Here is a 22,583-nt window from a genome sequence, read left to right as displayed (position 1 = left end):
GAGTTGAGCGCGCGAACGCTTCACCTACGCGCACGCACCTGGACTGCTGAACTGCTGGAGTGGAGGTGGCCGCGGATGACGACCGACAACGCCGAGGTGGACGAGCCGGCGGGGACGGGGACGGCGGAGGGGGCTGAACCGGGCGCGGGGGACTGGGAACGGGAGCCGGACCCGTCGGACAGTCTGCGGACGTTCGGCGCCGTCGTCCAGGCCTTGCGCGAGCACGCCGGGCTCAGCCGGGTGGACTTCGGGGCGCGGGTCGGCTTCTCCAAACACACGGTGGAGTCGGTGGAGTTGGGCCGCCGCATGCCGGACGAGGTCTTCGTGGAACGGGCGGAGGAGGCGCTGGGGAACACGGGGGCGCTACGGAAGGCGGCGCGGCACCTGACGCGGGGGGAGCCGGGGCTGGCGGCGTGGTTTCGGAGGTGGGCTCGGCTGGAGCGGGTGGCGGTGAGTCTTTGTACGTATGAGTGTCGGCTGGTGCCGGGGTTGTTGCAGTCGGAGGGGTACGTGCGGGCCCTGTGCGACAACGACATTCCTCCGCTGTCCGACGAGGCGTTGGAGGCCACAGTCGTCGCCCGCATGGAGCGTCAGCGGTTGCTACGGGAGGAGCCCAACACGACGTTCGACTTCGTTGTCGAGCAGGCTGTCCTCATGCGACGTCTCGGCGGAGTCGATGTCACACGCGAACTGCTCGACCACATCATTGAGCTCAGCACCCTGCGTAACACCACGCTCCAGGTCATGCCTGCCGATAGCGAACACCACGCGTGTCTAGCCGGACCTGTACGACTGCTGGAGACACCGGACGGGCGCAGGCTCGCATATTCCGAAGGTCAGGAGAATGACCGATTGATCGCTGACCAGAAAGAGGTCAGCAGAATTCAGATGCGCTACGCGAGACTGCGCTCGCAGGCCCTCTTTCCGAAGGACTCGGCCGGTTCAAGTCGGGCTACAGCAGAGCCCAGAGCGACGACTGCGTTGAGGTGGCTGTAGCCCAACTAGCTGTCCACGTAAGGGACTCCAAGGACGTGACGCGCACGCCCTTCGCCGTTGGCCGTGACGGCTGGACGCGGTTCGTGCGGTACGCCGCGCACGGCTGAGCCCTCTACGGGCTCAGCCATCCAACGGCGTTGCCTCAGACGGTTTCTGACGGGGCTGGATGGCGGGGGCCCTGGCCTGGGGGCGGGTTGAGGGTGGATGTGTAGTTCTCGCCGTCGACGAGTGGGTTCTCCAGGCTGAGGCCAGCCGCTGCCATGCGGTCGTACTCGGCGAGGATCAGCTCCTTGGTGCGGTACGAACCGTACTTGGCCTCGTCCTTGCGGCGGACGATGGGGAAGGTGTCGAGGATGTAGTCGGCGTCCTCGCGGGAGATGCCGTAGAGGTGGAAGAAGAGTCCGTCAAGTTCGGAGCGAATCCGCTGGCGGCGTACCTCGTTCCAGCGGAAAGGGTTCCCTGCGTCGCCCAGGTAGCGTGCGAAAGGGCTCATGTCAGCCGTAGCGTAGACAAGTTCAGTGATCCGTGGCGCGATAAAGGCAGAGTGTTGCGAGACCCGCTCCGGGGATAATGTTGGAAGTTGAGTCCATGTGAAGAACTTCAGACTCGTTCCGCCAATTTTTTGACGGGCGACGAAGTCGAAGACGAAGGCCGCTCGGAGAGCAACGAGCCCAGAAAGTTCATGAGGCCTGCACCTCGGCAACTCCAGCAGGAATTTATCGTTGGTTGCCGCCAGTGGCAAGACCGAAGAAATCACGGTTCGAAAATCTGTTGACCGGCAGATGTCTCGCCAGCCCAAAAGAAATTCGTGTGGCCATTCTTTCTCAGCAAGGCGCTTACGGACCCCCGAGGTAGGAATTTCCTCACCGCTCGTGTTGAACTGGTACGACGCGGTGGCCCCTTCTAGCACCCAATACCGGGGCTGTACCAGCGTATCGCTGTCGTCCTTCTCGTCTACTGAAAGCGCCCGAGTGGCATCCCCGGCGTCGTACGTTGCCCACCGATAATCGTAGTGGTGAAGCATTCGTGCCTCGTACAAGGGGAGCATCCGCTCCCCGTTCTTGGTGAAGACATTGCCCTCAAGCGTCCAGCCCGAGGCTTCGAGATCCTTGCGAGGGTGCATGAAAGCCGAATCGTGTCCCATGTCGTACATCCGCAGGAAGGACATACCCCACGGGTTGCCGTCCGGCACACCTTCCTTCCATAGCACGGGCACGTGCTGGTAAACACTCAGCGTAATCTGGGCATCCCGTCGCGTGCGAAAAACCGGAAGGGTGCTGGTGTTTGGGTTCAGTAGCGAAATCTCCTCCGGAGTGAGGGTGAAACGCTTGTTGGGATCATCTAGTTCATCGGTTCCGTGCATGAAGAATGCGAACTCGGCGACTGGTTCCCGGTGGGCACTTCCGACGATCGTGACGAGTGAGAACTTAAAGCGATTGTGGCCAATTCCGGACCATAGGTTCGGGTTCGTTTCAAGGTCGTAGAGCGATGCGAGTGACCCATTCTGTACTAAATCCTTAAAGAAGTACTGCGTCCGCGCATCCGTCGCGATCCCCGTGGGTACAATCACACCCACTCGCCCATTCGGCCCCAGCAGTATGCGGTCCGTCTCCGTGAAGACGGAATATGTGTTGAGGTTTCCTTGACCCGTCAGCGGCATTCGCCCCGAGCGGCGCAGAAAGTGGCTCTCGGCGTACACCTTGCGCTTGCCAGCTTCGAACTCCGCGTACAGCGGCAGAGTGTCGGGAGAGGTTTTGAGGGCGTCGATCATCTTCTTCCGTACGGACGTGCGCGATGCTTCCGCGATCTCTGGTGCGCGGTGAGCGAAGAACTCTTGCTCGCGGAAGTCCACACTGTCCCACGGCGGGTTGCCGACAACACAGTCGAAGCCACCCGCCCAGCCAGTCGCAGGGGACACGCCCTGGCCGCCCTCCGGGACGGAGAATACCTCGGGGAACTCCAAGTGCCAGTGGAAGAAGTTGTACTGAGCGCGCAGACGCCCGATCTCGCCCCTAGTCTCCGGCGTCGCACCCGCGCCGCCGGAGTTTTCCAGTGCCTGGAACACTGAGTGCGTCACCGCGCGCGGCCCTTCGGGCGTCTTAAGCCACACGAACGCGGCACACCAGGCGTCAGCAACACGCAAGGCGCGTTGATAGGCGCTGGAACCAGACCACTCCTCGAAGGCTTCCTCCTGGCGGCGCACGTCCTTCAGATCTCCGGACGGAGCCAGGGTGATGGACCGAAGCCCTCTGGCGAACGTGGTGTTGGAAACCTTGACGGTCTCGTCGTCGATGTCGAAGAGGCTGCCCTGCCCCACCCGCTCCTGTGCGTTGATCTTTTCCAGCGCCTTGGCGTGCTTCTTGTCGTCGCCCTCGGTAGCGGTGAACGCCTCGTCTGGAATCCCGTCTTGCAACAGCTTCGGCGTAGCCCCAATCAGGCCGTTCCCGTGTTTCACATGCGCATCCAGGAAGCCCAATGGCTTGCCCGGCTCCAAGGCTTCCAGCCACAGCGACACCTTGGCCAGCTCGACAGCCATCGGGTTGAGGTCAACCCCGTAAATGCACCGCGCGACGACCTCGTGCAGAGCGTGCCGGACCGCCCCCAGCGTCGGCTCCGGGTTGCGTTCCCGTACCGCCGCCACCTGCTTGGCGATGCGGCGCGACGCCGCAACCAGGAAGTGGCCGGAGCCGCACGCCGGGTCGCACACCGTCAGCGACAGCAGCTCGTTCACGATCGCGTCGGCCGCGTCAGGGGAGCCCGACGCGGACGCCGCCTCCTCACCCCTCTTGATCGCGTCCACTATGACCGGGTCCAGCGCCGAGTCCAGCAGGCACTCGATCAGCGACGACGGTGTGTAGTAACTACCCGTCGTTTTGCGCGTGTTGCCCGCGACCTCGACCAGTGTGAAGGTGCGCTCGGTCGCGCTGTGCTTCGGCTCCAGCTCCAGCAGGGATTCGTAGACAGACCCCAATTCCTCCGCGTCCAGGTGCCGGTAGTCGATCGCCCGCCAGCGGTTCGAGCTGCCGTCCCGGACCTGGGAGAGGTGGCGAACCGCCGTCAGCAGCGCCTCGTTCGACAGCTTCAAGCCCCGCAGCGGAGCATCCGCGTCGTGGTCGTTGAACAGGCCGCCCAGGCCAGGCAGTCCCAGCTCCGGCCGGCCCTTCTCGTCTCCCAGCGCGTCGAGCACGATGCGCAGCGCCTCGTAAAGATCACCGTGTGCCGTGCCCCGCCGCTTCCTCGCATGGGCGCGCAGTCGGCCCGACGAGAAGTACTTCGCGTACCGCTCCCGCGCCTGAGCATCGGCCTTCGGCGACAGCAGCGCGTCGCGGTCCTCGGCGACGAACACGAACAGCAGCCGGTAGACCATCCTCAGCAGCGCGGCCTGGAGGGCCTTCGGCTGCACGTCCGCACGCAGCGTCCCGTTCGCCGGGTGTCGCAGGAAGCCTGTACCCAGTGCGGTGATCGCGTCCTGGACGCCCTTGCGGAGCTGGTCCAGCGCCCGCGTTCCCGACGCGATTGCCTCCGTCCGCCACTTCTCCAGCCAGCCCCCCGACGCCGCCGCGTCCTCCGCCACTGAGAAACGCGACACGTGCAGCACCCGGTACAGCAGCACGAACTCGCTGAACAGCTCGCCGTCGAAGATCGCTTCGAGGTCGAACTCGACATACGACGCCGTCGCCAGTGCGCTGGAGTCGCGTAACAGCCTCACCTGGCGCCCGTTTGTGAGCACACCCCACAGGTGCTGCTCCGTCCTGTTCAGGCATTCTTGGAGCATCGACTGCGGCGGAACCGTCCCCGTGCCCCCGGGCCGCTTGTCCAAGTCGGCGTTCCAGGCCGCCTGATGGATGAGTGCATGCCGCCAGCGGTGCGAGACCGGGAATTCCTTCTCGGCGTCAGAGTCGGCGGCGATGCCCACCGGGCCAACTGGCGTCAGCGGACCGAAGCCCAGCTCCCGCCAGAGCGGCGCAAGCCAGTCGCTCCCCGCGACGCCGGTCGGGTCGTGCGCGGGAATGCCCGTCTCCGGGTCCCCGGGGAGGCGGGAGCGCAGGTCGCGCCACAGCGGCTTCAGATACTCCCAGCTGCGCTCGGCCTCGTCCCGTACCGAGCGCGACGACGGCAGATCGTAATCTGCGGGCTTGGAGCCGGCGATGTCCTTGCCCTCGCTGATCCGGACCAGCATGTCGGCCGGCAACAGTGCCCCGACTGTGTGGACGGCGGAGAAGACCTGATTGCGTGTGGTGGCGGACATCAGGCGGACGCTCCGTCAGTCGAACGGGCCCCGGCGGCTGCGGGCGCGGCGGGCAGATAGACGTACGCGCCCAGGATGTCGGCGGGCTTCTGGGCCTTGACGGACAGGCCGCGGACGATCTGGCGCAGTTCGCTGCGTGTCGTCGCCTCACGCACTCGGCGGTGTGACGCGTCGAGGGCGGCTGCCAGCCCGTCGCCGTACTCCTCCAAATGCATTTTCACGTCGCCGAGTTGACCGAGGATGCGGGTCATCGTGCGCTCGCCGAAGTGCGGGTCGGTGTTCTCGGATGCCGTCGCGTTCAGCAGCGCCACGGCCTGCTCTTCCGGCAGCCAGACCGCGTTCTTCGGCGAGCCTTGGAAGGCCACCAGCCGGGCGTCCTCCGCCACCTGCTGCTTGTTGCCGCTGCGCGAAGGCAGTGTGAGGTGGAAGCGGTAGCGGACGAGCAGCAGCGTCGTACGCGTGCCGACCGCCTCCGTGGTGATGACGCCACACCGACGCGCGGGACGCGCCTCGTCGGCCTGCGTGTCCAAAGCCGCGTTCAGGACATGCGCCGCGAGCGCGGCCACCACCGGATCGGTCCGTACCAGTGCAGCCTCGCCGCGCGCCACTGCGGGATCCGCATGGAAGGAAATCGGGCGGTCCTTTTCAACGGCCTCCGCACCGATGACCGGCGCCAGCGCGTCCCGCAGCCCGGCGGGAGTGCCGCCCACCTGGGCGGTGAAGTTTCCACCGGTCGGGCCAGATGGGCCGACCGGGCGGATGACCGCGCTCAGGGCGCCGAGCGACTCGCGTACGAACGTGTCGATCTCGCCCGCGCCACCGAGTGCGTCCCGGATCGCGGCGACTTCCCGCGCCACCTCCTGGGGGTGGATGGAGCGCTGCGCGAACCGGGAGCGCGAGGCCTTCTCGCGCTCGGCAGCCGAGTTCCAGTCGGTGTCCAGTTTGGCCGTGGCCGTCGTGAAGGCGTCGGCGCCGAACAGGGCCTCCTGCTCGCCGTCGCGGCCCCGCATCAGCAGCCATTCCACGATGGCGTCCGTCACCCCCGTCGACATCTCGTCGGGTACGGAGACGGAGATGCCGAGGTCCTTCTTGATCTGCCGGTGCTTCTTGATGAGGACTTCGAGGACCTTGCCGTCGATGCCGTTGTCCGCGCCGTAGAGGGTGATGACCCTGACTTCGTCGCGTTTCTGGCCGTAGCGGTCGACGCGGCCTTCGCGCTGGTCGTGGCGGGTCGGGTTCCAGGCGAGATCGTAGTGGACGACGGCGTCGAAGTAGTGCTGGAGGTTGACGCCTTCGGAGAGGCAGTCCGTCGCCACCAGGACGCGCCGGGCGGCGGGGCCGTTGCCGGCCTTCTCGGCCAGCTTGTCGATTTTCTCGATGCGCTGCTGCGGTGAGAGCGTCCCGGTGACCGCCTCGACCTCCGCTCGCACGCCGCCCTTCTCCTTGAGCTTCTCGGCGACGTACTCCGCCGTGGGGATGTAACGGCAGAACACGATCGGGTTGTAGCCGTCGGCGAGGAGCGCCTTGAGGTGCTTGATGAGCGCCTTGAGTTTGAGGTCGTGCTCCGTACCGGCCAACTCGGCCGCCCGCGCGGCGAGTTCGGCCAGTCGTGCGCCCGCGTCCTCGGTCTCCGCGCCGGGCGCCACGTCCATGCCCTCCAGCGCGTCGCTGTCGGCGGAGTCGCTGTTGAGCGGGGCGCCGAACCGGTCGGCCTCCTCCGCGCTGCGCGCGATCGCGGCGGCTGAGCGGGTGGTGAGGGTCTGTGCGGCGGCGCGCGGCGAGGACACCAGTGAACGAAGCAGCGCGATGGCGGACCACCAGGCGATCCGGGCATCGCGCCTGTTCTGGCTGCCGGCGGCCCGCACGCGCTCGCCCGCGTACTCGATGGCATCGTCCAGCAGGGCGCGGTAGGCCGGGGAAAGCTTGTACGTCTCGTCCTTGAAATAGCGGTCCGAGGGGAACACGGTCCGCTCGGCGAGACTGTCATCCTCCAGCCCATCGCCCTGGGTCAGGTATTGGCGTACGTCAGCCCGCTTTCGTGCCACGAAATGCTGCGCCAGCAGCTTCCTGCCCGCCTCCGACTCCAGGCTCGCCGACGCCAGTTCCGGTTTGACCAGGCCCAGCAGATTGCGGAACGCGGACTCCTTGCCGCTGTGCGGCGTCGCCGTCACCAGGAGTAGATGTCGGGTCTCGTCCTCGGCGACCCGGCGCAGCAGCTCGTAACGGAGCTGGTTCTGCGAACCGGTGGACGTGTCGTCGGCGGCCACACAGGTGTGTGCCTCATCCACGATCACCAGGTCGGGGCAGTGGCGTACGAAGTCGTCGCGATGGCGTGTGGACTTGATGAAGTCCGTCGAAACGATCACGTGCGGGTACTTGTCGAAGAGGGACTGGCCCAGGTCCAGTCCGCGCTCCAGGCGGGACACGGTGGAGGAGAGGACTAACTCAGCGTCGATGCCGAACTTGGTGCGTAACTCCTGCTGCCACTGCTCGGCGAGCGCGGGGGAGCAGAGGACGGCCAATCCGGTCGCCTCGCCCTGAGCGAGGAGCTCGCTCGCTATCAGCCCTGCCTCGATTGTCTTGCCGATACCGACATCGTCGGATATCAGTATCCGGGCCGTCTTCTGGCGTAACGCCATCAGCAGCGGTACCAGTTGGTAGGCGCGCGGCTCCACCGCGATCCCGGCCAGCGAGCGGAAGGGGCCCGCGCCCGAGCGGAAACCGATCCGCAGGGCTGTGCGCAGCAGACCGGCCGCGCGCTGGTCACCGAGGTCGCTCGGTTCGGGAGCCGCGAACTCGGCGGCCTTCACCTTCTCGAAGGCGGGGAACACGGCGGCGATGTCGTCGTCCGAGCCGCCGAGGGGGCGCAGCACGAGCAGATCGGGCTTGCTCTCGGGAAGCACCACCCATTCACGGCTGCGGGCAGCCACCAGGGATCCGGCGGAGTAGGCGAGCGCCAGGTCGGTCGTCAAGTCGTTCAAGTCCTCACGTAGTCGTGGTGAGTTGCTCGTAGTGCTCGTGGTGAGCTGAACGGTCAGCCGGCGGTGGGTGTGCCGAAGTAGCGGGCGTGGTCGGCGACGATGTCGCTCCAGTCGGAGTCGTGCGCGAAGCGGACGATGTCCCAGCGGGCGTCGAGGAGCCGTTCTTCGGCATCTTCGTCGCGCAGCGCTGTCGCCTCGGTGTCCGGCAGGTCGACGAAGACGGCGAGATTGACGCCGGGCAGTCGGTACACGTAGTCGGCAAGGGCGTTGGCCTCGGTGATCAGCGTCTCGGCCGCGTCCGGCGGGCGCAGGCCGCGGTCCTTCAGCCACGAGACGAGGTTGCCCTGGTCGGCCTGGTCCTCCTGTCGTTTCTGGGCGACCGCTTCACCCACCTGGGCCTCCACGACTGGGGTGGTCTCCGCGGCCGGGTCGAGGAGCCGCTTGAACTGCTCGGAGCGGGACTCGCCCCGCGCGTCCTTCGTGGCCGTCGAGGTGGCGAGCCGTACCAGCAGCTCTCGCACCGTATGCCGGTTGATGAGCTGATGGTTCAGCTGGTTGCCGTACGTCAGGAGGCACTCGTAGCAGCCGAGGGCGCACGGCCGGTCCGGGTGGGGGCCGACCAGGTCGTTCCCGTCCTCGTCGAAGTGGCAGATGGCCAGGGCTTGCTGCGCCGCCTTCGCCAGCGCGTCCCGCTCCGACTGAAGGCGGCGCAGCACACCGGCGCCGCCCTCGGCGGCCTCCGTGAACAGGAGACGGTCCCGGGGACCGTCGTCCGGCGGCAGCAACTCGCTCGACAGCTCCGCGTCCTCCAGCTCGAACGCGGCCTCGATGCCGCGCTCCAGCGCGTACATCAGCGAGAGGGCGACCGGCTCGGACAGCGGCTCGTCGAGCGTGACGACCAGGATGTTGCGGCGGTCCTCCACGTAGGGGATGACGCGCTTCTTGCGCCGCCGCTCGTTGCCGTCCGCGTCGATCACCGGCAGCTCGCTGGAGTCACCGGATGCCTCGGACGCGTCGCGGTCGTTCATCCAGCGGCCGTCGGCCAGATCCAGCCAGTAGCCCGCCGGCTCGTCGCTCTTGGCGCGGACGCGGCCGGTGTTGGTGATGCGGACCGTCGCGGAGTCTCCGTACGCCACTTCGGCGACCGGGGTACCGGCGGCGTCGGACACGGCGGCGTTCAGGCGTCCCTTGCGCGCACCATGGTCGTGGAAGCGGTACGACGTCTGAAGCTTGTAGCCCGCCCGGCGCCGTTCCTCCTCGTCGGAGGAGATCCGCTCACGGCGTGTCGTGTACACGGTGTGCAGTTGCAGCAGACCGTACGTCGCCGAGCCCAGCGGCTCCTGGCACATGTCGCAGCGGTCGGCGCGCAGGTCCGGATCGTGGTGGTAACCGCACTGCGCGCAGCGGCGGGCCTGACTGGTGGCCAGGTCGCCCGAGGAGTCCGGCGGAATTTGGATACGGGTCACCTGGTAGCGGGCGCCCTCGTGGTAGATGAGTGCGCCGGGACCGAACTCGCGGATGGCGAGGAAGCGGGGCCGCTGAAGGTAGTCGCCGTCGCCCCGGCGGCGGCCGACGGTCGGGATGTACGCCGCGAGCGGCAGCCGCGGGAAGCTGTAGCCGGGGAGGAAGCCCTCGGAGGCCAGGTAGCGGTAGGGGTTGAAGTCGGAGAGGACCGACTTGTTGTCGGCGCTCTCGTTCATGAGCAGGTTCAGCTGGGTCTCCGCCTCACGGCGCCGGGCGTTGGCGCGGATACGGTCGCCTTCGGTCAGGCTGTAGTCGAGGCGGCGCTTGTTTTGGATGTACTGGTCGTGGAGCGCGGCACGGAAGAGCTGCCGCCAGCGGTCGAAGGCCCGATCGAACCGCTCGCCGACCGTCCGCACCCGGTCCTGGATCCAGTTGTCGTGCCACCAGGTGGTCTCAGTGAAGTCCGGCAGCAGCGGGCCGAGGACACGTAAGGAGGCTTCCACGGTCCGCAGTTGGGCATCCCGGTCGAGGGAAGCGGCCAGGATCCCCGGCTGCAGTTCCAGCACGGGCGCCGGCCGGTCGCCGGAGTCGGGATAGGACACATCGAGCACCTCCGGGATGGCGCGGCCCAGCTTCAGGCCGGCCTCGGCGATCCAGATGCTCTGGAGGTGGGAGAGGACCAGATCTTCGTTGGCGAGGTCCAGGCGGGGCGGGGCGACCGCGCCCGCCACCATCCGCTCGGAGCGCCGGAAGTAGTACTGGTCGTGACTGTTGCCCGTCGCGCAGTACGTGGTGACGAGGGCCGGCTGGCCACTGCGGCCGGCCCGTCCCGAGCGCTGGGCGTAATTGGCCGGAGTGGGCGGCACGTTGCGCATCATCACAGCGTTCAGCGAGGAGATGTCGACGCCGAGTTCCATCGTCGGAGAGCAGTACAGCAGTTTCAGCTCGGCCTTTCGGAAAGCGTCCTCACGCCGCTCACGCTCCTCGGGGGCGACCTGCGCGGTGTGCTCGCGTGCGAACAGACCGGCCAGGGTTCCCGCGGCGTCCTTGTACAGATCCCGGAAGAACGTGTTGACGCGGGGGCCGTCACCGCTCTGGTACGTACGTGTCAGCGGGTCGTGCGTACCCGTCTCGCCCTTGCCCGCGCGCCAGACCAGCGACTGCGCCGCGACCCGGTAGCCCGTCGCGGTGGGAGCGGTCGGCCTGCGATAGCGGCCCGCGCGCTGCGGTGCCTCCGAGACCTCCTTTACCAGACCGGCTCTGGCCAGCACCTTGAGCAGGTCCTCGATCACCAGCTGGAGGTCGGCGGTGTCGAGCTTCTTGAACGACGTGTCCGTACGTACCAGGTACTTCCCGAACTTGCCGCGCGCCGAGAGGAACAGACTGGAGCGGTCCATGGCGGGACGGGACGGATGCGGGTAGCCGATACCGACCTTCGGTTTGTCCGAGACGGACAGCACCCACGGGTCCACCAGGCGCTCCTCGCTGGCGCGCTGGAGGGAGTCGAAGTCGTCGCGGAAATACGACACGTCGATGGCGAGCGAGCGACGCATCTCGTTGAGCAGTGCCTTCATGATTTCGGCGCGCAGGGCCGGATCGGCGTCGTGCAGCGTCTGATGCGCATCTGTCCAGCGGTCCTGCTTGCCCGCCACCCAGGCCAGGTCCTCGTAGTCGATCTCCAGGAGGCCGGTCTGTTCCAGGTTCGGCATGGTGATGCGCCAGCCGCGCTCTAGGTCCAGATAGAGCCGGAAGGCGATCACGTCGCGCAGCGTTCTGGCGGCGTTGCGGGCGAGTGATGGCGGGAGGTCGCTCTCGCCCGCGTAGTCCAGGGTGGTGAGGGCCAGCGCGCCCGCCACCGTGGACGCCAGATCCTCATGGTGAATACCGTCCTCACCCGCGTCGAGAGCCGCCCGGTACAGCGCGCCCCTCAACTGGGTTATCTGTACGAAGTCGTTGAAGTGACCGGCCTGGAGCGACGCGTCCTGACGGTTGTCCACAAAGGTGAGAAGCTTGCGTGCCTTCTTGTCCAGAGCCTTCTCGGGTACGGACTTCAGGGACCGGACCACCGAGGCCGAGATCAGCGACGTCGCCGACGACCGGCCCTCCTGGTCGAGGGTCGCCAACTTCGCGAAGTCCTTTCCGCGGGTCTGCTCGTACGCGACTCCGCAGTGGAGGCAGAACAGGAAGGGAGACGGGACGAACGCCGCCTGGAGTTCGCCCTGCCCCTCCCGGCCCAGTGGGTCGACGGTGACGGCGCGCGGCACGCGCTCGCGGTAGGACTTCTTGACGACCTCCTGGCCCTTGTCGTCCAACTCCAGCCATGATTCAGGCAGTCGGCGGTCGTCGACCGCGTACTGCGTACCGGCCGGCCAGGGGCGGTCGTGGTCGACGTACAGATAGCCGTCGCCCTGACGCCCGCCTGTCGCGGAGGTGTCCCGGCGTGCCCCGTATCGGACCTCTCCGTCCTTCTCGTTGCGCCAGACGGTCAGATACTCCTGGCCGCACTCCCGGCAGAACGCGAGCGGCATCAGCAACTTTCCGCCACTGCCCGGCTGTTCGAGCTGGTAGGAGCGGGTGCGGTGGCGCGAGAGCTTGTCCTCAAGGGTGACGTAGACCGTGTCGCCCTTGGAGAGGAACTGGTGGAGCCGGAAGGCGAACAACGGACGTTCGGTGACCGGATGAGCGGCCTGTGAGCCCGCTTCCAGCGTGGCGCGGATCGCGGCGGCACAGTTGTCCTCGGAGACTCCGGACCGCGCGGCCAGTTCTTCCGCCGCGACCTCGATCTTCGTCGGGCGCTGACGGACCAGCCGCCCCGTGGCGCTGTCCGTGGTGAGACCGAAGCGGGTTTCGATCCAGCGCGCGAGCGGGTCGCGTACGAGGTCGGCGTACGCGCGCGGGGCGGCGGGAGCCGTCAGCCGCTCGGGCGGTACGGCGTCCGGGGCATCGTCGGTGGCACGGACCAGGGTCTCGCCGATGACGTGCTCGGGGCGAACGGTCGTACCGAAGAGGGTGCTCGCCACACCGGCGACGACCTTCTTCTGGTCGTCGAGAGTGCCTTCGGTGGACATGGTGGCCGAGGTGCCGATGCATTGGAGGTTCTCCTGCGCCTGGCACGCGTCCCGGACCCGGCGGATCAGCAGGGCCACGTCGGCGCCCTGCCGGCCGCGGTAGGTGTGCAGCTCGTCGAAGACCAGGAACTCAAGGCCCTGGGCCATCTTGATGAGGCTCGCCCGGTCGGCGGGCCGCGTCAGCATCAGCTCCAGCATCACGTAGTTGGTGAGCAGAATGTCCGGCGGGTTGTCACGAATCTCCCTGCGGCGCTCGTCGTTCTCCTGGCCCGTGTAGCGAGCGAAGGTGACCGGCTCCCGGCCCGCGCCGTAACCGTCGCGCAGATACTTCTCCAGCTCCTTGAGCTGGCTGTTGGCGAGCGCGTTCATCGGGTACACGATGATGGCGCGCACCCTCTTCTCGGCACGACGGCCCGCCGCTTCCCGCTCCTTCAGGACCTTGTCCACGATCGGGACCATGTAGGCGAGCGATTTCCCGGATCCGGTGCCGGTCGTCAGTACGTACGAGGCTCCCGTCCGGGCGGCGTCGACGGCCTCGCGCTGATGCTGGTGGAGCGTCAGCGGGCGGCCGTCGGGGACCGTGCCGCCCTCGGTCTTCCTGGCCTGGAAGATCCGGGCGCACTCCTCGTGCAGCACGCCTTGTCCGGCCAGCTCAAGGACCGTGCCGCCGCCCGCGAAGAAAGGGTTGAGGGACAGCCAGGGGTCGGGCCACTGGGACTTCGCGTTGAGGTCGTCCTCGACGAACGCGGCGATCCGGTCGTCGCGGATGACGGTGCCGCCCTCGGTGAACGAGCGGTACTCCTTGATCAGCGTGCGGTGGACGCCGAAGACATCCATGCCCGGTGAGGTAGAGGCACGATGGGGCTCTACCGGTTCGGGCGCTATCGCTATCGCGGGCGTCGCCGCCCGGATGGCTAGGACCGGGTCGAGCGCGGCCCACCGGGGGAGATGCGCGCCGTCGTCGACGGCGGCCAAGGGCAGCATGGCGTCGCGGACGGCCACCGCGTCGGCCGGACGGGAGGCTGGGTCCTTCGCGAGCAGGCGATCCAGAAGCCGGGCCAGCTCGGAGGGGACGGCACTTCGAATGACGCGCACTGAGGTGGGGGTGCTGTGCACGTGCTTGTCGCCGAGCTCGTAAGCCGATTCGCTGGTGAACGGCGGGACCCCGACCAGCATCTCGTACAGCACACATCCGAGCGCGTAGAGGTCTGCGGCCTGGGTGACCTGCTTGGCCTCGAACTGCTCGGGTGCCATGTACCGCGCCGTACCGACGCTCACCCCTGTGTTGGTCAGGCGGGCCTCGTCCGGATCGTCCGCGATACGGCCCATGCCGAAGTCGAGAACCTTGACGATGCCGCCACGGGTCAGCATGACGTTCGCCGGCTTGAGGTCGCGGTGCACCACACCGGCTGTGTGGGCCGCTGCGAGACCGGCCGCGATCTGGGCGCCGATCGCGGCCGCCCACGAGACGGGGAGCTGCCGCTCTTCCCCGATCAGATCACGAAGGGTCTCACCGTCAAGCAGCTCCATGGCGAGATACGGCTGACCGTCGTGCGTCTCATCGACGCCGCCGTCGATGAGGTGGGTGAGGTTCGGGTGGTCGAGGCGTCGCATGATGCGTACCTCACGGGCGAAACGCTGAATGGCCTTGGTGTCCGTACCGCTGTCCACAAGAGCCCCCGACCGGCGGCGGAGGATGGTCTTGAGCGCGACGTTGCGCTCCGAAGTGCCCTCGGCCGCCCGCACATCCTCGGCGCTGTGGACTTCACCCATGTTTCCGGAACCGATGATCCCGGTCGTGCGAAATCTGCCGCCGATCAGTTCCTCGCCCACTGCCACTCCTTAGCGCCTTGCCTGCCATCCGCTTCCGGAGGTGTCACCGCGCTCGGAACTTGTACACCGCCCACTGTGGCAGGCCCCCGTGTGACCAGATGGCTACCGTACACGTAGGCGTAAATTCCTTCGAGGCGAGACCTGTTGACGGTGTCAACGGATTCTCACTGTCATCGACTGTTATCGGCTGGCGTGAGCTTGTGCGCCAAATGAAGTACGGCCGTCGAGTCCGTGAATCCCGGAACGGAATTGATGCCGCAAGGTGGCGCTGATCGGAGAAGTGAACACTCACGCAGCTGTCGACAGATCTCCTCCACGAATGGTTGTACGCCCGCGTGCTGAAGCCGTCCGTGTGCTGCCCGGCCGATATGCTGACGCCGAGGAATTCGGGCGCGGAGCGGCCTGGTCACGCACTACTGGAGGCCGGTGCCTTCCCTGGTGCCGCGCTGTCCGGAGCACGGGATGGATTACGAGGCTCTGTTCCAGTCCGGCGTGCTCGGGACGATGCGAGCGGCGTGCGAGTTCGACCCGGCAAGGGGCAACACGTTCTCGAAGCGGGCGATGTGGTGGACCCGGCAGCCGACGACCCGCGCCATCGCTGCTGGGCGCACTGTCATGCGGATCACGGGTGCGAAGGCAGTGAGTCCAGCAGCGCGTCGATCAGCAGGCGGTCGCGTGGCTGGGTCAGCCGGTCGCGGGCCGTGGGCGGGGGCAGCCAGAGGATACGGTCCACCTCGTCGTTCGCCGCGAAGGCGCCGGCCGTCGCCTCGGCCGCCCAGTAGACGACCTGTTTGGGGCGGCCGTTGGCCACGTAGCTGACCGTGCCGAGCCGGGCGCCCGGGGCGCAGTGGTGGCCCGTTTCCTCCAGGACCTCGCGCAGCGCCCCCGCCAGGGCGTCCTCCGCGTGCTTCAGCTTGCCCTTCGGGTGGGACCAGTCGTCGTACTTCGGCCGATGGACCAGGCAGATCTCGGTGCCGTCCGCCCGGTACGGGGACTTCCGCCACAGCACGCAGCCCGCCGCGAGGACGGTACGGGTGCCGGTGGTGCCCGGTTCGTTCATGGTGTGGTCACCGCCCGGCGCCCCCAGATCTGCTGGAAGTCGTAGCGCGCCGCCTCCACCTCGTGGCGCTGGTCCGCGTGCAGCACCCCGAGCGCGTACGCCGTCGCCGGGGCGATCCGCGGTGTGCGGGCCGCGTTCGCCGCGGCGGCCGCCGCCTCGGCCGCGTCGCGGTGGTGGTCCAGCGCGCGGCCCGCGTCGGCGAGCACCGGGTCCGGGGCGCCGCCCGCGTGCCGGACCTCCTGGGCGTACCGGTGCAGTCTGAGCAGCAGCCGCACCTGGTGCCACGGTGCGTCCTGCGCCTCGCCGTCGGAGGGCGTGGAGAGGCCGTGGACCAGGGCGTCCGCGTTGTACGGGTGGGCGGCACGGGTCAGGGGCAGCGCGGAGACCGCGTCGAGGAGTCTTCGTTCGGCCGCGCCCTGCGGGGAGGCCAGGATCTCGGTGGCGGGCGCGCCCGCGACCGGCGCCAGCGGCACCTCCGAGGCCAGTACGGCGACGGCGTCGGCCACCGCGTGGAAGCGGGACGAGCCCAGCGCCTGGAGCGCCGCCGAGTGCGACCGCGTACGCGCGAGGGTCAACTGCCGCTCCAGCAGCGCCCCGGCGCGCGACGCCCCGACCGTCAGCGCTCCGGCGGCCGCCGGAGCGGAGGCGCCTTCGCCGTTACGGGCGGTCGGTACCGTGCCCGCCCCCGACAGCCGCCCCAGCGCCGACACCAGCCGGTGCAGCCGCGCCGTGCACGCGTACTCCTGCGCGAGTGTGCCGGACAGCCAGCCCAGTTCCGTACGGAGCTGGTCCGCCCACACCGGGTCGAGCAGCACCCGGAACGTGTGCAGGCTGCCCGCGATCCGCCGCGCCGAGCAGCGCAGCGCCGACGCCGCCTCCTCGGCCGCCGCCGTGTCCGAGCCGCTCTCCCCGTACAGCCGCAGGCTGCGCAGGAAGTCCCCGCACCGGGTGTTCAGATACCCGGCGAGCACCTGCCCCGCGGTCGCCTCGAAGGCGTCGTCGGAGAGGGAGGGCCGGGCCGTACCGACCGAGCCGGCGGTGTCTGCTTCATGGTGCTGCACGCCGGCGCCTCCGGGCGTCAATGAGCATTTCCTGTACGTGCCGCAACGGCTGCCCGTCCGCGTCGACGGAGTGCCGGGTCCAGTTCCCGTCCGCGCCCAGATGCCAGGAGGCGGTGTTGTCCGCCATGCCGGTCTCCAGAAGCCGGGTGATGGCCGCGCGGTGCGCCGGGTCGGTGACCCGTACCAGAGCCTCGATACGACGATCGAGGTTGCGGTGCATCATGTCGGCGCTGCCGAACCACACTTCGGGCTCGCCGCCGTTGCCGAAGGCGAAGACCCGCGAGTGTTCGAGGAAGCGGCCGAGGATGGAGCGCACCCGGATGTTCTCCGACAGGCCGTGCACACCGGGGCGCACGGCGCAGATGCCCCGCACCCAGATGTCGACCGGTACGCCCGCCTGCGCCGCGCGGTAGCACGCGTCGATCACGGCCTCGTCGACCATCGAGTTGACCTTGATGCGTACGTAGGCGGGGCGGCCCGAACGGTGGTGCGCCGCTTCCTTGTTGATCCGGGTGATCAGCCCGTCGCGCAGCGACTTGGGCGCGACCAGCAGCCGGCGGTAGGTCTCGCGCCGCGAGTAGCCCGACAGCCGGTTGAAGAGGTCGGAGAGGTCCGCCCCGACGTGCGGGTCCGCCGTGAGCAGGCCCAGGTCCTCGTAGAGCCGTGCCGTCTTCGGGTGGTAGTTGCCGGTGCCGACATGGCTGTAGCGGCGCAGGGTCTCGCCCTCCTGCCGCACCACGAGCGAGAGCTTGCAGTGCGTCTTGAGCCCGACCAGCCCGTACACGACATGGCAGCCAGCCTCTTCGAGCTTGCGCGCCCACTTGATGTTGGCCTGCTCGTCGAAGCGGGCCTTGATCTCCACGAGGACCAGGACCTGCTTGCCCGACTCGGCGGCGTCGATCAGCGCGTCGACTATCGGGGAGTCGCCGGACGTCCGGTACAGCGTCTGCTTGATCGCCAGCACGTCCGGGTCGCCCGCCGCCTGCTCCAGGAACGCCTGGACGGAGGTGGAGAACGAGTCGTACGGGTGGTGCAGCAGTACGTCGCGTTCCCGCAGCGCGGCGAATATGTCCGGCGCCGACGCGGACTCCACCTCCGCGAGGTCGCGGTGCGTGCCCGCGATGAACTTGGGGAACTTCAGCTCCGGCCGGTCGAGCGCGGCTATGCCGAACAGCCCGGTCAGATCCAGCGGCCCCGGCAGCGGATAGACCTCGGCGTCGGACACCTTCAGCTCGCGGACCAGCAGGTCGAGCACGTACGGGTCGATCGACTCCTCGACCTCCAGGCGGACCGGCGGGCCGAAGCGGCGCCGCATCAGTTCCTTCTCCAGCGCCTTGAGGAGGTTCTCCGCGTCGTCCTCCTCCACCTCCAGGTCCTCGTTGCGGGTGACCCGGAACATGTGGTGCGCCAGGACCTCCATCCCGGGGAACAGCTCCTCCAGGTGCGCCGCGATGACGTCCTCCAGCGGCACGTACCGCTGCGGGGACGCCTCCAGGAAGCGGGTCAGCAGAGGAGGGACTTTGACGCGGGCGAAGTGACGGTGGCCGCTGACGGGGTTGCGGACGACGACCGCGAGGTTGAGGGAGAGGCCCGAGATGTACGGGAAGGGGTGCGCGGGGTCCACGGCCAGCGGCGTCAGGACGGGGAAGATCTGCTGCCGGAACAGGGTGAACAGGCGCGCCTGCTCCTTCTCCGTGAGGTCGCCCCAGCGGATCAGATGGATGCCCTCGTCGGCCAGCGCGGGAGAGATGTCCTGCTGGAAGCAGGCGGCGTGCCGGGCCATGATCTCCCGGGACCGGGTCCAGATCAGGTCGAGCACTTCGCGGGGCTGGAGCCCTGAGGCCGATCGGGTGGCGACGCCGGTCGCGATGCGGCGCTTCAGGCCGGCGACGCGGACCATGAAGAACTCGTCCAGGTTGGACGCGAAGATCGCCAGGAAATTCGCCCGTTCGAGTAGCGGGGTGGCGGGGTCCTCGGCCAGTTCCAGTACGCGTTCGTTGAAGGCGAGCCAGCTGCGCTCACGGTCGAGGAAGCGGCCCTGGGGCAGCTCCCCGTCCTCGTGGTCGCTGTCCTGCTCGTACGAGTCGAGATCGGCGTCGAGATCGGGCTCCAGATCGGACACGGCGGCGCTGACCGTGTGCGGCCGGTGCGCGGCGATGGAACCGACGGACGGCTGCGGGTGGACCGGGGTCTCGGCAGGCTGCTGGCTCATACCTCCATTGTTCCGCGCGGAAGGCATGACAGGCGCGTCGGAGCCGGCGGGGGCGAGACGGAACCTGCCGTTCGGAGTGGGGGGCACAGCGGGCTGCATTCCGAGAGGGTCGCAAGCGCGTCTGAATGGCCGGTAACGGCGACATGACGTGCAGGGGAAGCGGGGTGGGGCCGTACGGGGTCCCGTCCGCCTCCCCGTGGCGGACGGGGACCCCGTACGGCCCCACCTGGCGGGCGGATCAGGCGTGCCGCCGGCCCAATACCTTGAACGCGGCGAAGACGCACGCCGCGGTCAGCACCAGCACGATGCCCGTCTCGACCAGCTGGATCGGCCAGAAGTGCGACTCGGGGTGGAAGTCGACGTACCGGCCGGTCGCGCCCCGGTCCGCGAGGCACGGCAGCTCGTCCAGCGTGGCGCTGTTGCAGGCGAAGTCGGGCATGCGAGTGCCGTCGGCCCTGGTCAGCCCGTTGTCCAGCCACCAGGTGTCCCCGTCGCCGGTCGACGGGAAGCCGTCCAGCCGACTGGTGACCGTGGTGGCCGGCCACAGCCGGTCCCGGAACTGGAGCATGGTGAGGAACACCCCGCCCAGGGCCAGGGCGGCGACGGACATCGCGGGGACGGTCCGCGCGACCAGCAGTCCGACGAGCGCGCCGGCCGCGATTCCGAGCAGCGCGTACGCCACCGGGACCGTACCGAGCGAGAGGTAGGTGGTGGTCTCGTGCCAGGGCGTCGGGGGGTACGGGCTGCTGTCCGGCACCGACGAGGCGATCCAGGCGCGGAGGGCCGTCAGCAGCGGAACGAGGAGCAGCACCGGCACAGCGAGCGTCAGCAGCTTCGAGGCGAGCCAGCGGGCCGGGCTGACGGACTGGGTCCAGGCCAGCTTGTAGGTCCCGGACTCCAGTTCCCGCGCGACCATGGGACCGGCGACGAACGCGCCGAGTACGCCCGGAAGGACCTGGAGGAAGAAGCTGCCGTAGTCCATCACCCGACCGAAGAGGAACATGTCGTCGGAGAAGTCACGGTCGCGCTGGAAGCAGTCCCGGTCGGAGCCCGAGAGCGAGCAGCCCGTCGCCGCGAAGTCCGAAGCCACGCTCCCGGCCCAGATATGGACGCCGAGAAGGATCAGCACGCCGACGGCGATCGCGCCGGCCGCGATCAGCAGGGCGGTGCGGTGCTGCCGGACGGCGACCCGGAGCGGACCGCGCAGCCCGGGGCGCGTCGGCGCCGCCGCCGGTGCGGGGGCCGATGGCCGTTCGAGGAGCGCGCTCATGCCGTCACCGCCGTGCGGCCGTTCTGCTCGGCGCTGGGGGTCAGGAGCACGGGCGCGTCGGGCGAGCGCAGATGGGCGAGCAACAGTTCCTCCAGGGAGGGGTGCAGGGCCTGCCAGTCGCTGTCGACGGGGCCTTCGGGGCGGATCAGGGCCGTGAGCCGGCGCCCCGTGGTGCGCGAGTCCACGACCGTGTGCGGGGCCAGGTCGCGTACGGGACCGGTGATCAGGGAGTGCGCGGTCAGCAGGTCGTCGATCTCGCCACCGAGGCGGACGTGTCCGTCGTCGACGAGCAGCAGGTAGTCGCAGGTGTCCTCCAGCTCGGTGAGGATGTGCGAGGAGATCACGACCGTGGTGCCGCGCTCGGCGGCCTCGGACATGAGCGTGCCCATGAGCTGGTGCCGGGCGAGCGGGTCGAGGTCGGCCATCGGCTCGTCCAGCAGCATGAGTTCGGGGCGTTTGCCGAGGGCGAGGGCGAGCGCGACGCGGGTGCGCTGGCCGCCGGAGAGCGTACGGACGCGTACGGCGGGGTCGAGCCGGCCCTCGGCGACGATCCGCTCGGCGGTCTCGGCGTCCCAGCGGCCGGGGTTCAGCTCGTGCCCCATCCGCAGGGTGTCGCGGATCGTCAACTGCCCGTACAGGGGCTTGTCCTGGGCGACGTACGCGACGCGGTCACGGGCGTCGGCCGGGTGCTCGCCGAGGACACGGACGCTGCCGTCGGTGGGCGCGAGCAGTCCGGCGGCCTGGGCGAGGAGGGTCGACTTTCCGGCGCCGTTGGGGCCGACGAGGGCGCAGATACGGCCCTGCGGGACCCGGAAGGAACAGTCGCGCAGGGCCCAACGGCCCCTCTTCCGGTAGCGCTTGCCAAGGCCGGTGGCCTCGATCGCGGCGGCTGTCATGAGTCTTTCCCCTGTTTCTGTCGGTCGGTGTCCGTGCGCTCGAAGTGTTCGTCGACGACCGAGGTGAAGAGCGCGGTCAGGTCGTCCTTCTCCAGCCCTCCCGCGCGGGCCCGGTCGGTCCACGCCCCGAGTTCGGCGCGCAACTCGCCGCGCAGGGCGCGGTGGTCGGCCGAGTCGCCGCCGAGCGTGCCGCGTACGAAGGTGCCGAGCCCGCGGCGGCCCTCGGCGAGCCCTTCGCGTTCGAGCTCGCGGTAGGCCTTGAGGACGGTGTTGGGATTGATGGCCGTGGCTTCCACGACCTCGCGTGCCGTGGGCAGTTTGTCGCCGGGTTCCAGCAGGCCGAGCCGGAGTGCCTGTTTGGTCTGCTGGACGATCTGGAGGTAGGTGGCGACACCGCTGCGCCGGTCGATGCGGTATTCGATCACGCCGCAAGCACCCTTTCACTAGGGAAGTAGTGAAAGCATGGAACGAGGAAGGGGCGGTGTCAACTTCACCGCCCCTCCGCCTACTTGACCAGGCGCTCCGCCGGATCCTTCGCCGGGTCCTTCACCTGGTCCTCCGCCGGATCCTTCACGACTCCGTGCGGTACATCAGGTCCACCTCGTGCGTCGCGAAGCCCAGCCGCTCGTACACCGTCACGGCGGCCGTGTTGTCGGCGTCGACGTAGAGCATCGCCGTCGGCAGGCCCTGCGCGGCCAGGTGCCGCAGCCCGATCGCGGTGAGCGCCTTGCCGAGGCCGCCGCCCTGCGCGTCGGGGCTGATGCCGACGACGTACACCTCACCGAGGTGTTCGGCGGCGTGCACCTTGGTCCAGTGGAAGCCCACGAGCCGGCCGTCCCGCTCGGCCAGGAAGAAGCCCTTCGGGTCGAACCACGACTCGGCGACACGGTCGTCCAGATCGCGCTGGGTGAGTCCGCCCTGCTCGGGGTGGTGGGCGAACGCGGCGGCGTTGACGGCGAGCCAGTCGGCGTCGTCCCGGCCCGGTACGAAGGTACGGACGGTGACACCGTCGGGGAGGACCGGCTCGGCGATGTCCAGCGGCTCCAACGGCCGCCGCAACTGGCGCAGTTCACGGAACATGGTCAGCCCGAGGACCTGTGCAAGATGCCGGGCGGCCGACTTGCCGCCGTGCGCCCACACCCGCAGCCGCTTCCCGGACGCGGCGAGCAACGCGGCCCCGAGCGCCCGCCCGTGCCCGCGCCCCCGGTGCGACGGATGCACGACCAGCTCGGCGGCCGGCGCCTCGACGGGGTCGGTGTCCTCCAACTGGGCGTACCCCGTCAGCTCCCCGCCGGCGGTCAGCAGAAAGTGCCGCACCCCGGCCCTCGGCCCCCCGCGCAACTGCAACCGCCCCTGCTCGGACACGGCCTGCACCCCGTCCGACCGGGCCGCCGCGTCGAGCAGTTCGAGGACGGCCCGTGCCTGCTCGGGGGTGATCTCGTCGAGGGTCTCGATCTGCCGACCCGGATCGGCGGCTGCGGTATCAGTCATGC

11 protein-coding genes and 1 pseudogene are annotated in these 22,583 nt (G+C 68.7%); 2 read left to right on the top strand and 10 right to left on the bottom strand.

Going from position 1 to position 22,583, the window contains the following annotated elements; all coding sequences use genetic code 11:
- Window positions 1-75: 75 nt before the first annotated feature.
- Both ACFUN8_RS03765 and ACFUN8_RS03760 read left to right on the top strand, forming a co-directional pair.
- Window positions 76-996, top strand: coding sequence for a Scr1 family TA system antitoxin-like transcriptional regulator (locus ACFUN8_RS03765; RefSeq protein ID WP_383630896.1), 921 nt, complete (start codon window positions 76-78; stop codon window positions 994-996).
- A pseudogene (locus tag ACFUN8_RS03760) lies at window positions 933-1,103 on the top strand (DUF397 domain-containing protein); the annotation flags it as partial. The gene ACFUN8_RS03765 and the pseudogene ACFUN8_RS03760, both read left to right, overlap by 64 nt.
- Window positions 1,104-1,138: 35 nt before the next feature.
- Here the strand turns inward: ACFUN8_RS03760 and ACFUN8_RS03755 are convergent.
- The 10 genes from ACFUN8_RS03755 to mshD form a co-directional block, all read right to left on the bottom strand.
- On the bottom strand, window positions 1,139-5,245 hold the full coding sequence (locus tag ACFUN8_RS03755; protein ID WP_383630893.1) for an Eco57I restriction-modification methylase domain-containing protein: 4,107 nt from the start codon (window positions 5,243-5,245) through the stop codon (window positions 1,139-1,141).
- Window positions 5,245-8,205, bottom strand: coding sequence for a helicase-related protein (locus ACFUN8_RS03750; RefSeq protein WP_383630940.1), 2,961 nt, complete (start codon window positions 8,203-8,205; stop codon window positions 5,245-5,247). The genes ACFUN8_RS03755 and ACFUN8_RS03750 overlap by 1 nt, the downstream gene beginning before the upstream one ends.
- Before the next feature lie 74 nt (window positions 8,206-8,279).
- Entirely contained in the window at window positions 8,280-14,591 is a 6,312-nt protein-coding gene (locus ACFUN8_RS03745) for a protein kinase (RefSeq protein WP_383630889.1), read from the bottom strand.
- Window positions 14,592-15,213: 622 nt separating this feature from the next.
- Complete coding sequence (locus ACFUN8_RS03740; protein ID WP_383630886.1) at window positions 15,214-15,651, bottom strand: NUDIX hydrolase; 438 nt, start codon at window positions 15,649-15,651, stop codon at window positions 15,214-15,216.
- Window positions 15,648-16,712, bottom strand: coding sequence for a CHAD domain-containing protein (locus ACFUN8_RS03735; RefSeq protein ID WP_383630883.1), 1,065 nt, complete (start codon window positions 16,710-16,712; stop codon window positions 15,648-15,650). The genes ACFUN8_RS03740 and ACFUN8_RS03735 overlap by 4 nt, the downstream gene beginning before the upstream one ends.
- On the bottom strand, window positions 16,699-18,924 hold the full coding sequence (locus ACFUN8_RS03730; protein ID WP_383630880.1) for an RNA degradosome polyphosphate kinase: 2,226 nt from the start codon (window positions 18,922-18,924) through the stop codon (window positions 16,699-16,701). The genes ACFUN8_RS03735 and ACFUN8_RS03730 overlap by 14 nt, the downstream gene beginning before the upstream one ends.
- A 238-nt stretch (window positions 18,925-19,162) precedes the next feature.
- Entirely contained in the window at window positions 19,163-20,194 is a 1,032-nt protein-coding gene (locus ACFUN8_RS03725) for a hypothetical protein (protein WP_383630877.1), read from the bottom strand.
- The gene (locus ACFUN8_RS03720; protein ID WP_383630874.1) at window positions 20,191-21,090 is read right to left on the bottom strand and encodes an ABC transporter ATP-binding protein; all 900 of its coding nucleotides are present in this window, start codon (window positions 21,088-21,090) and stop codon (window positions 20,191-20,193) included. Before ACFUN8_RS03720 ends, ACFUN8_RS03725 begins: the two co-directional genes overlap by 4 nt.
- Window positions 21,087-21,515, bottom strand: a complete 429-nt coding sequence (locus ACFUN8_RS03715; protein WP_383630871.1) for a GntR family transcriptional regulator — start codon at window positions 21,513-21,515, stop codon at window positions 21,087-21,089. The genes ACFUN8_RS03720 and ACFUN8_RS03715 overlap by 4 nt, the downstream gene beginning before the upstream one ends.
- 145 nt (window positions 21,516-21,660) lie before the next feature.
- Window positions 21,661-22,581, bottom strand: coding sequence for a mycothiol synthase (gene mshD / locus ACFUN8_RS03710; RefSeq protein ID WP_383630868.1), 921 nt, complete (start codon window positions 22,579-22,581; stop codon window positions 21,661-21,663).
- Window positions 22,582-22,583: the final 2 nt, after the last annotated feature.

The organism is Streptomyces sp. NPDC057307, assembly GCF_042667665.1.
Lineage (GTDB): Bacteria > Actinomycetota > Actinomycetes > Streptomycetales > Streptomycetaceae > Streptomyces.
Note: the sequence above shows the minus strand (reverse complement) of the source record. Positions and strands in the feature narration are given on the sequence as shown.

Bases quoted from the DNA above. Each gene is read 5' to 3' on its own strand.
- ACFUN8_RS03765 (WP_383630896.1), top strand. From the start codon at position 76: ATGACGACCGACAACGCCGAGGTGGACGAGCCGGCGGGGACGGGGACG.
- ACFUN8_RS03755 (WP_383630893.1), bottom strand. From the start codon at position 5,245: ATGTCCGCCACCACACGCAATCAGGTCTTCTCCGCCGTCCACACAGTC.
- ACFUN8_RS03740 (WP_383630886.1), bottom strand. From the start codon at position 15,651: ATGAACGAACCGGGCACCACCGGCACCCGTACCGTCCTCGCGGCGGGC.
- ACFUN8_RS03730 (WP_383630880.1), bottom strand. From the start codon at position 18,924: ATGAGCCAGCAGCCTGCCGAGACCCCGGTCCACCCGCAGCCGTCCGTC.
- ACFUN8_RS03725 (WP_383630877.1), bottom strand. From the start codon at position 20,194: ATGAGCGCGCTCCTCGAACGGCCATCGGCCCCCGCACCGGCGGCGGCG.
- ACFUN8_RS03720 (WP_383630874.1), bottom strand. From the start codon at position 21,090: ATGACAGCCGCCGCGATCGAGGCCACCGGCCTTGGCAAGCGCTACCGG.
- mshD (WP_383630868.1), bottom strand. From the start codon at position 22,581: ATGACTGATACCGCAGCCGCCGATCCGGGTCGGCAGATCGAGACCCTC.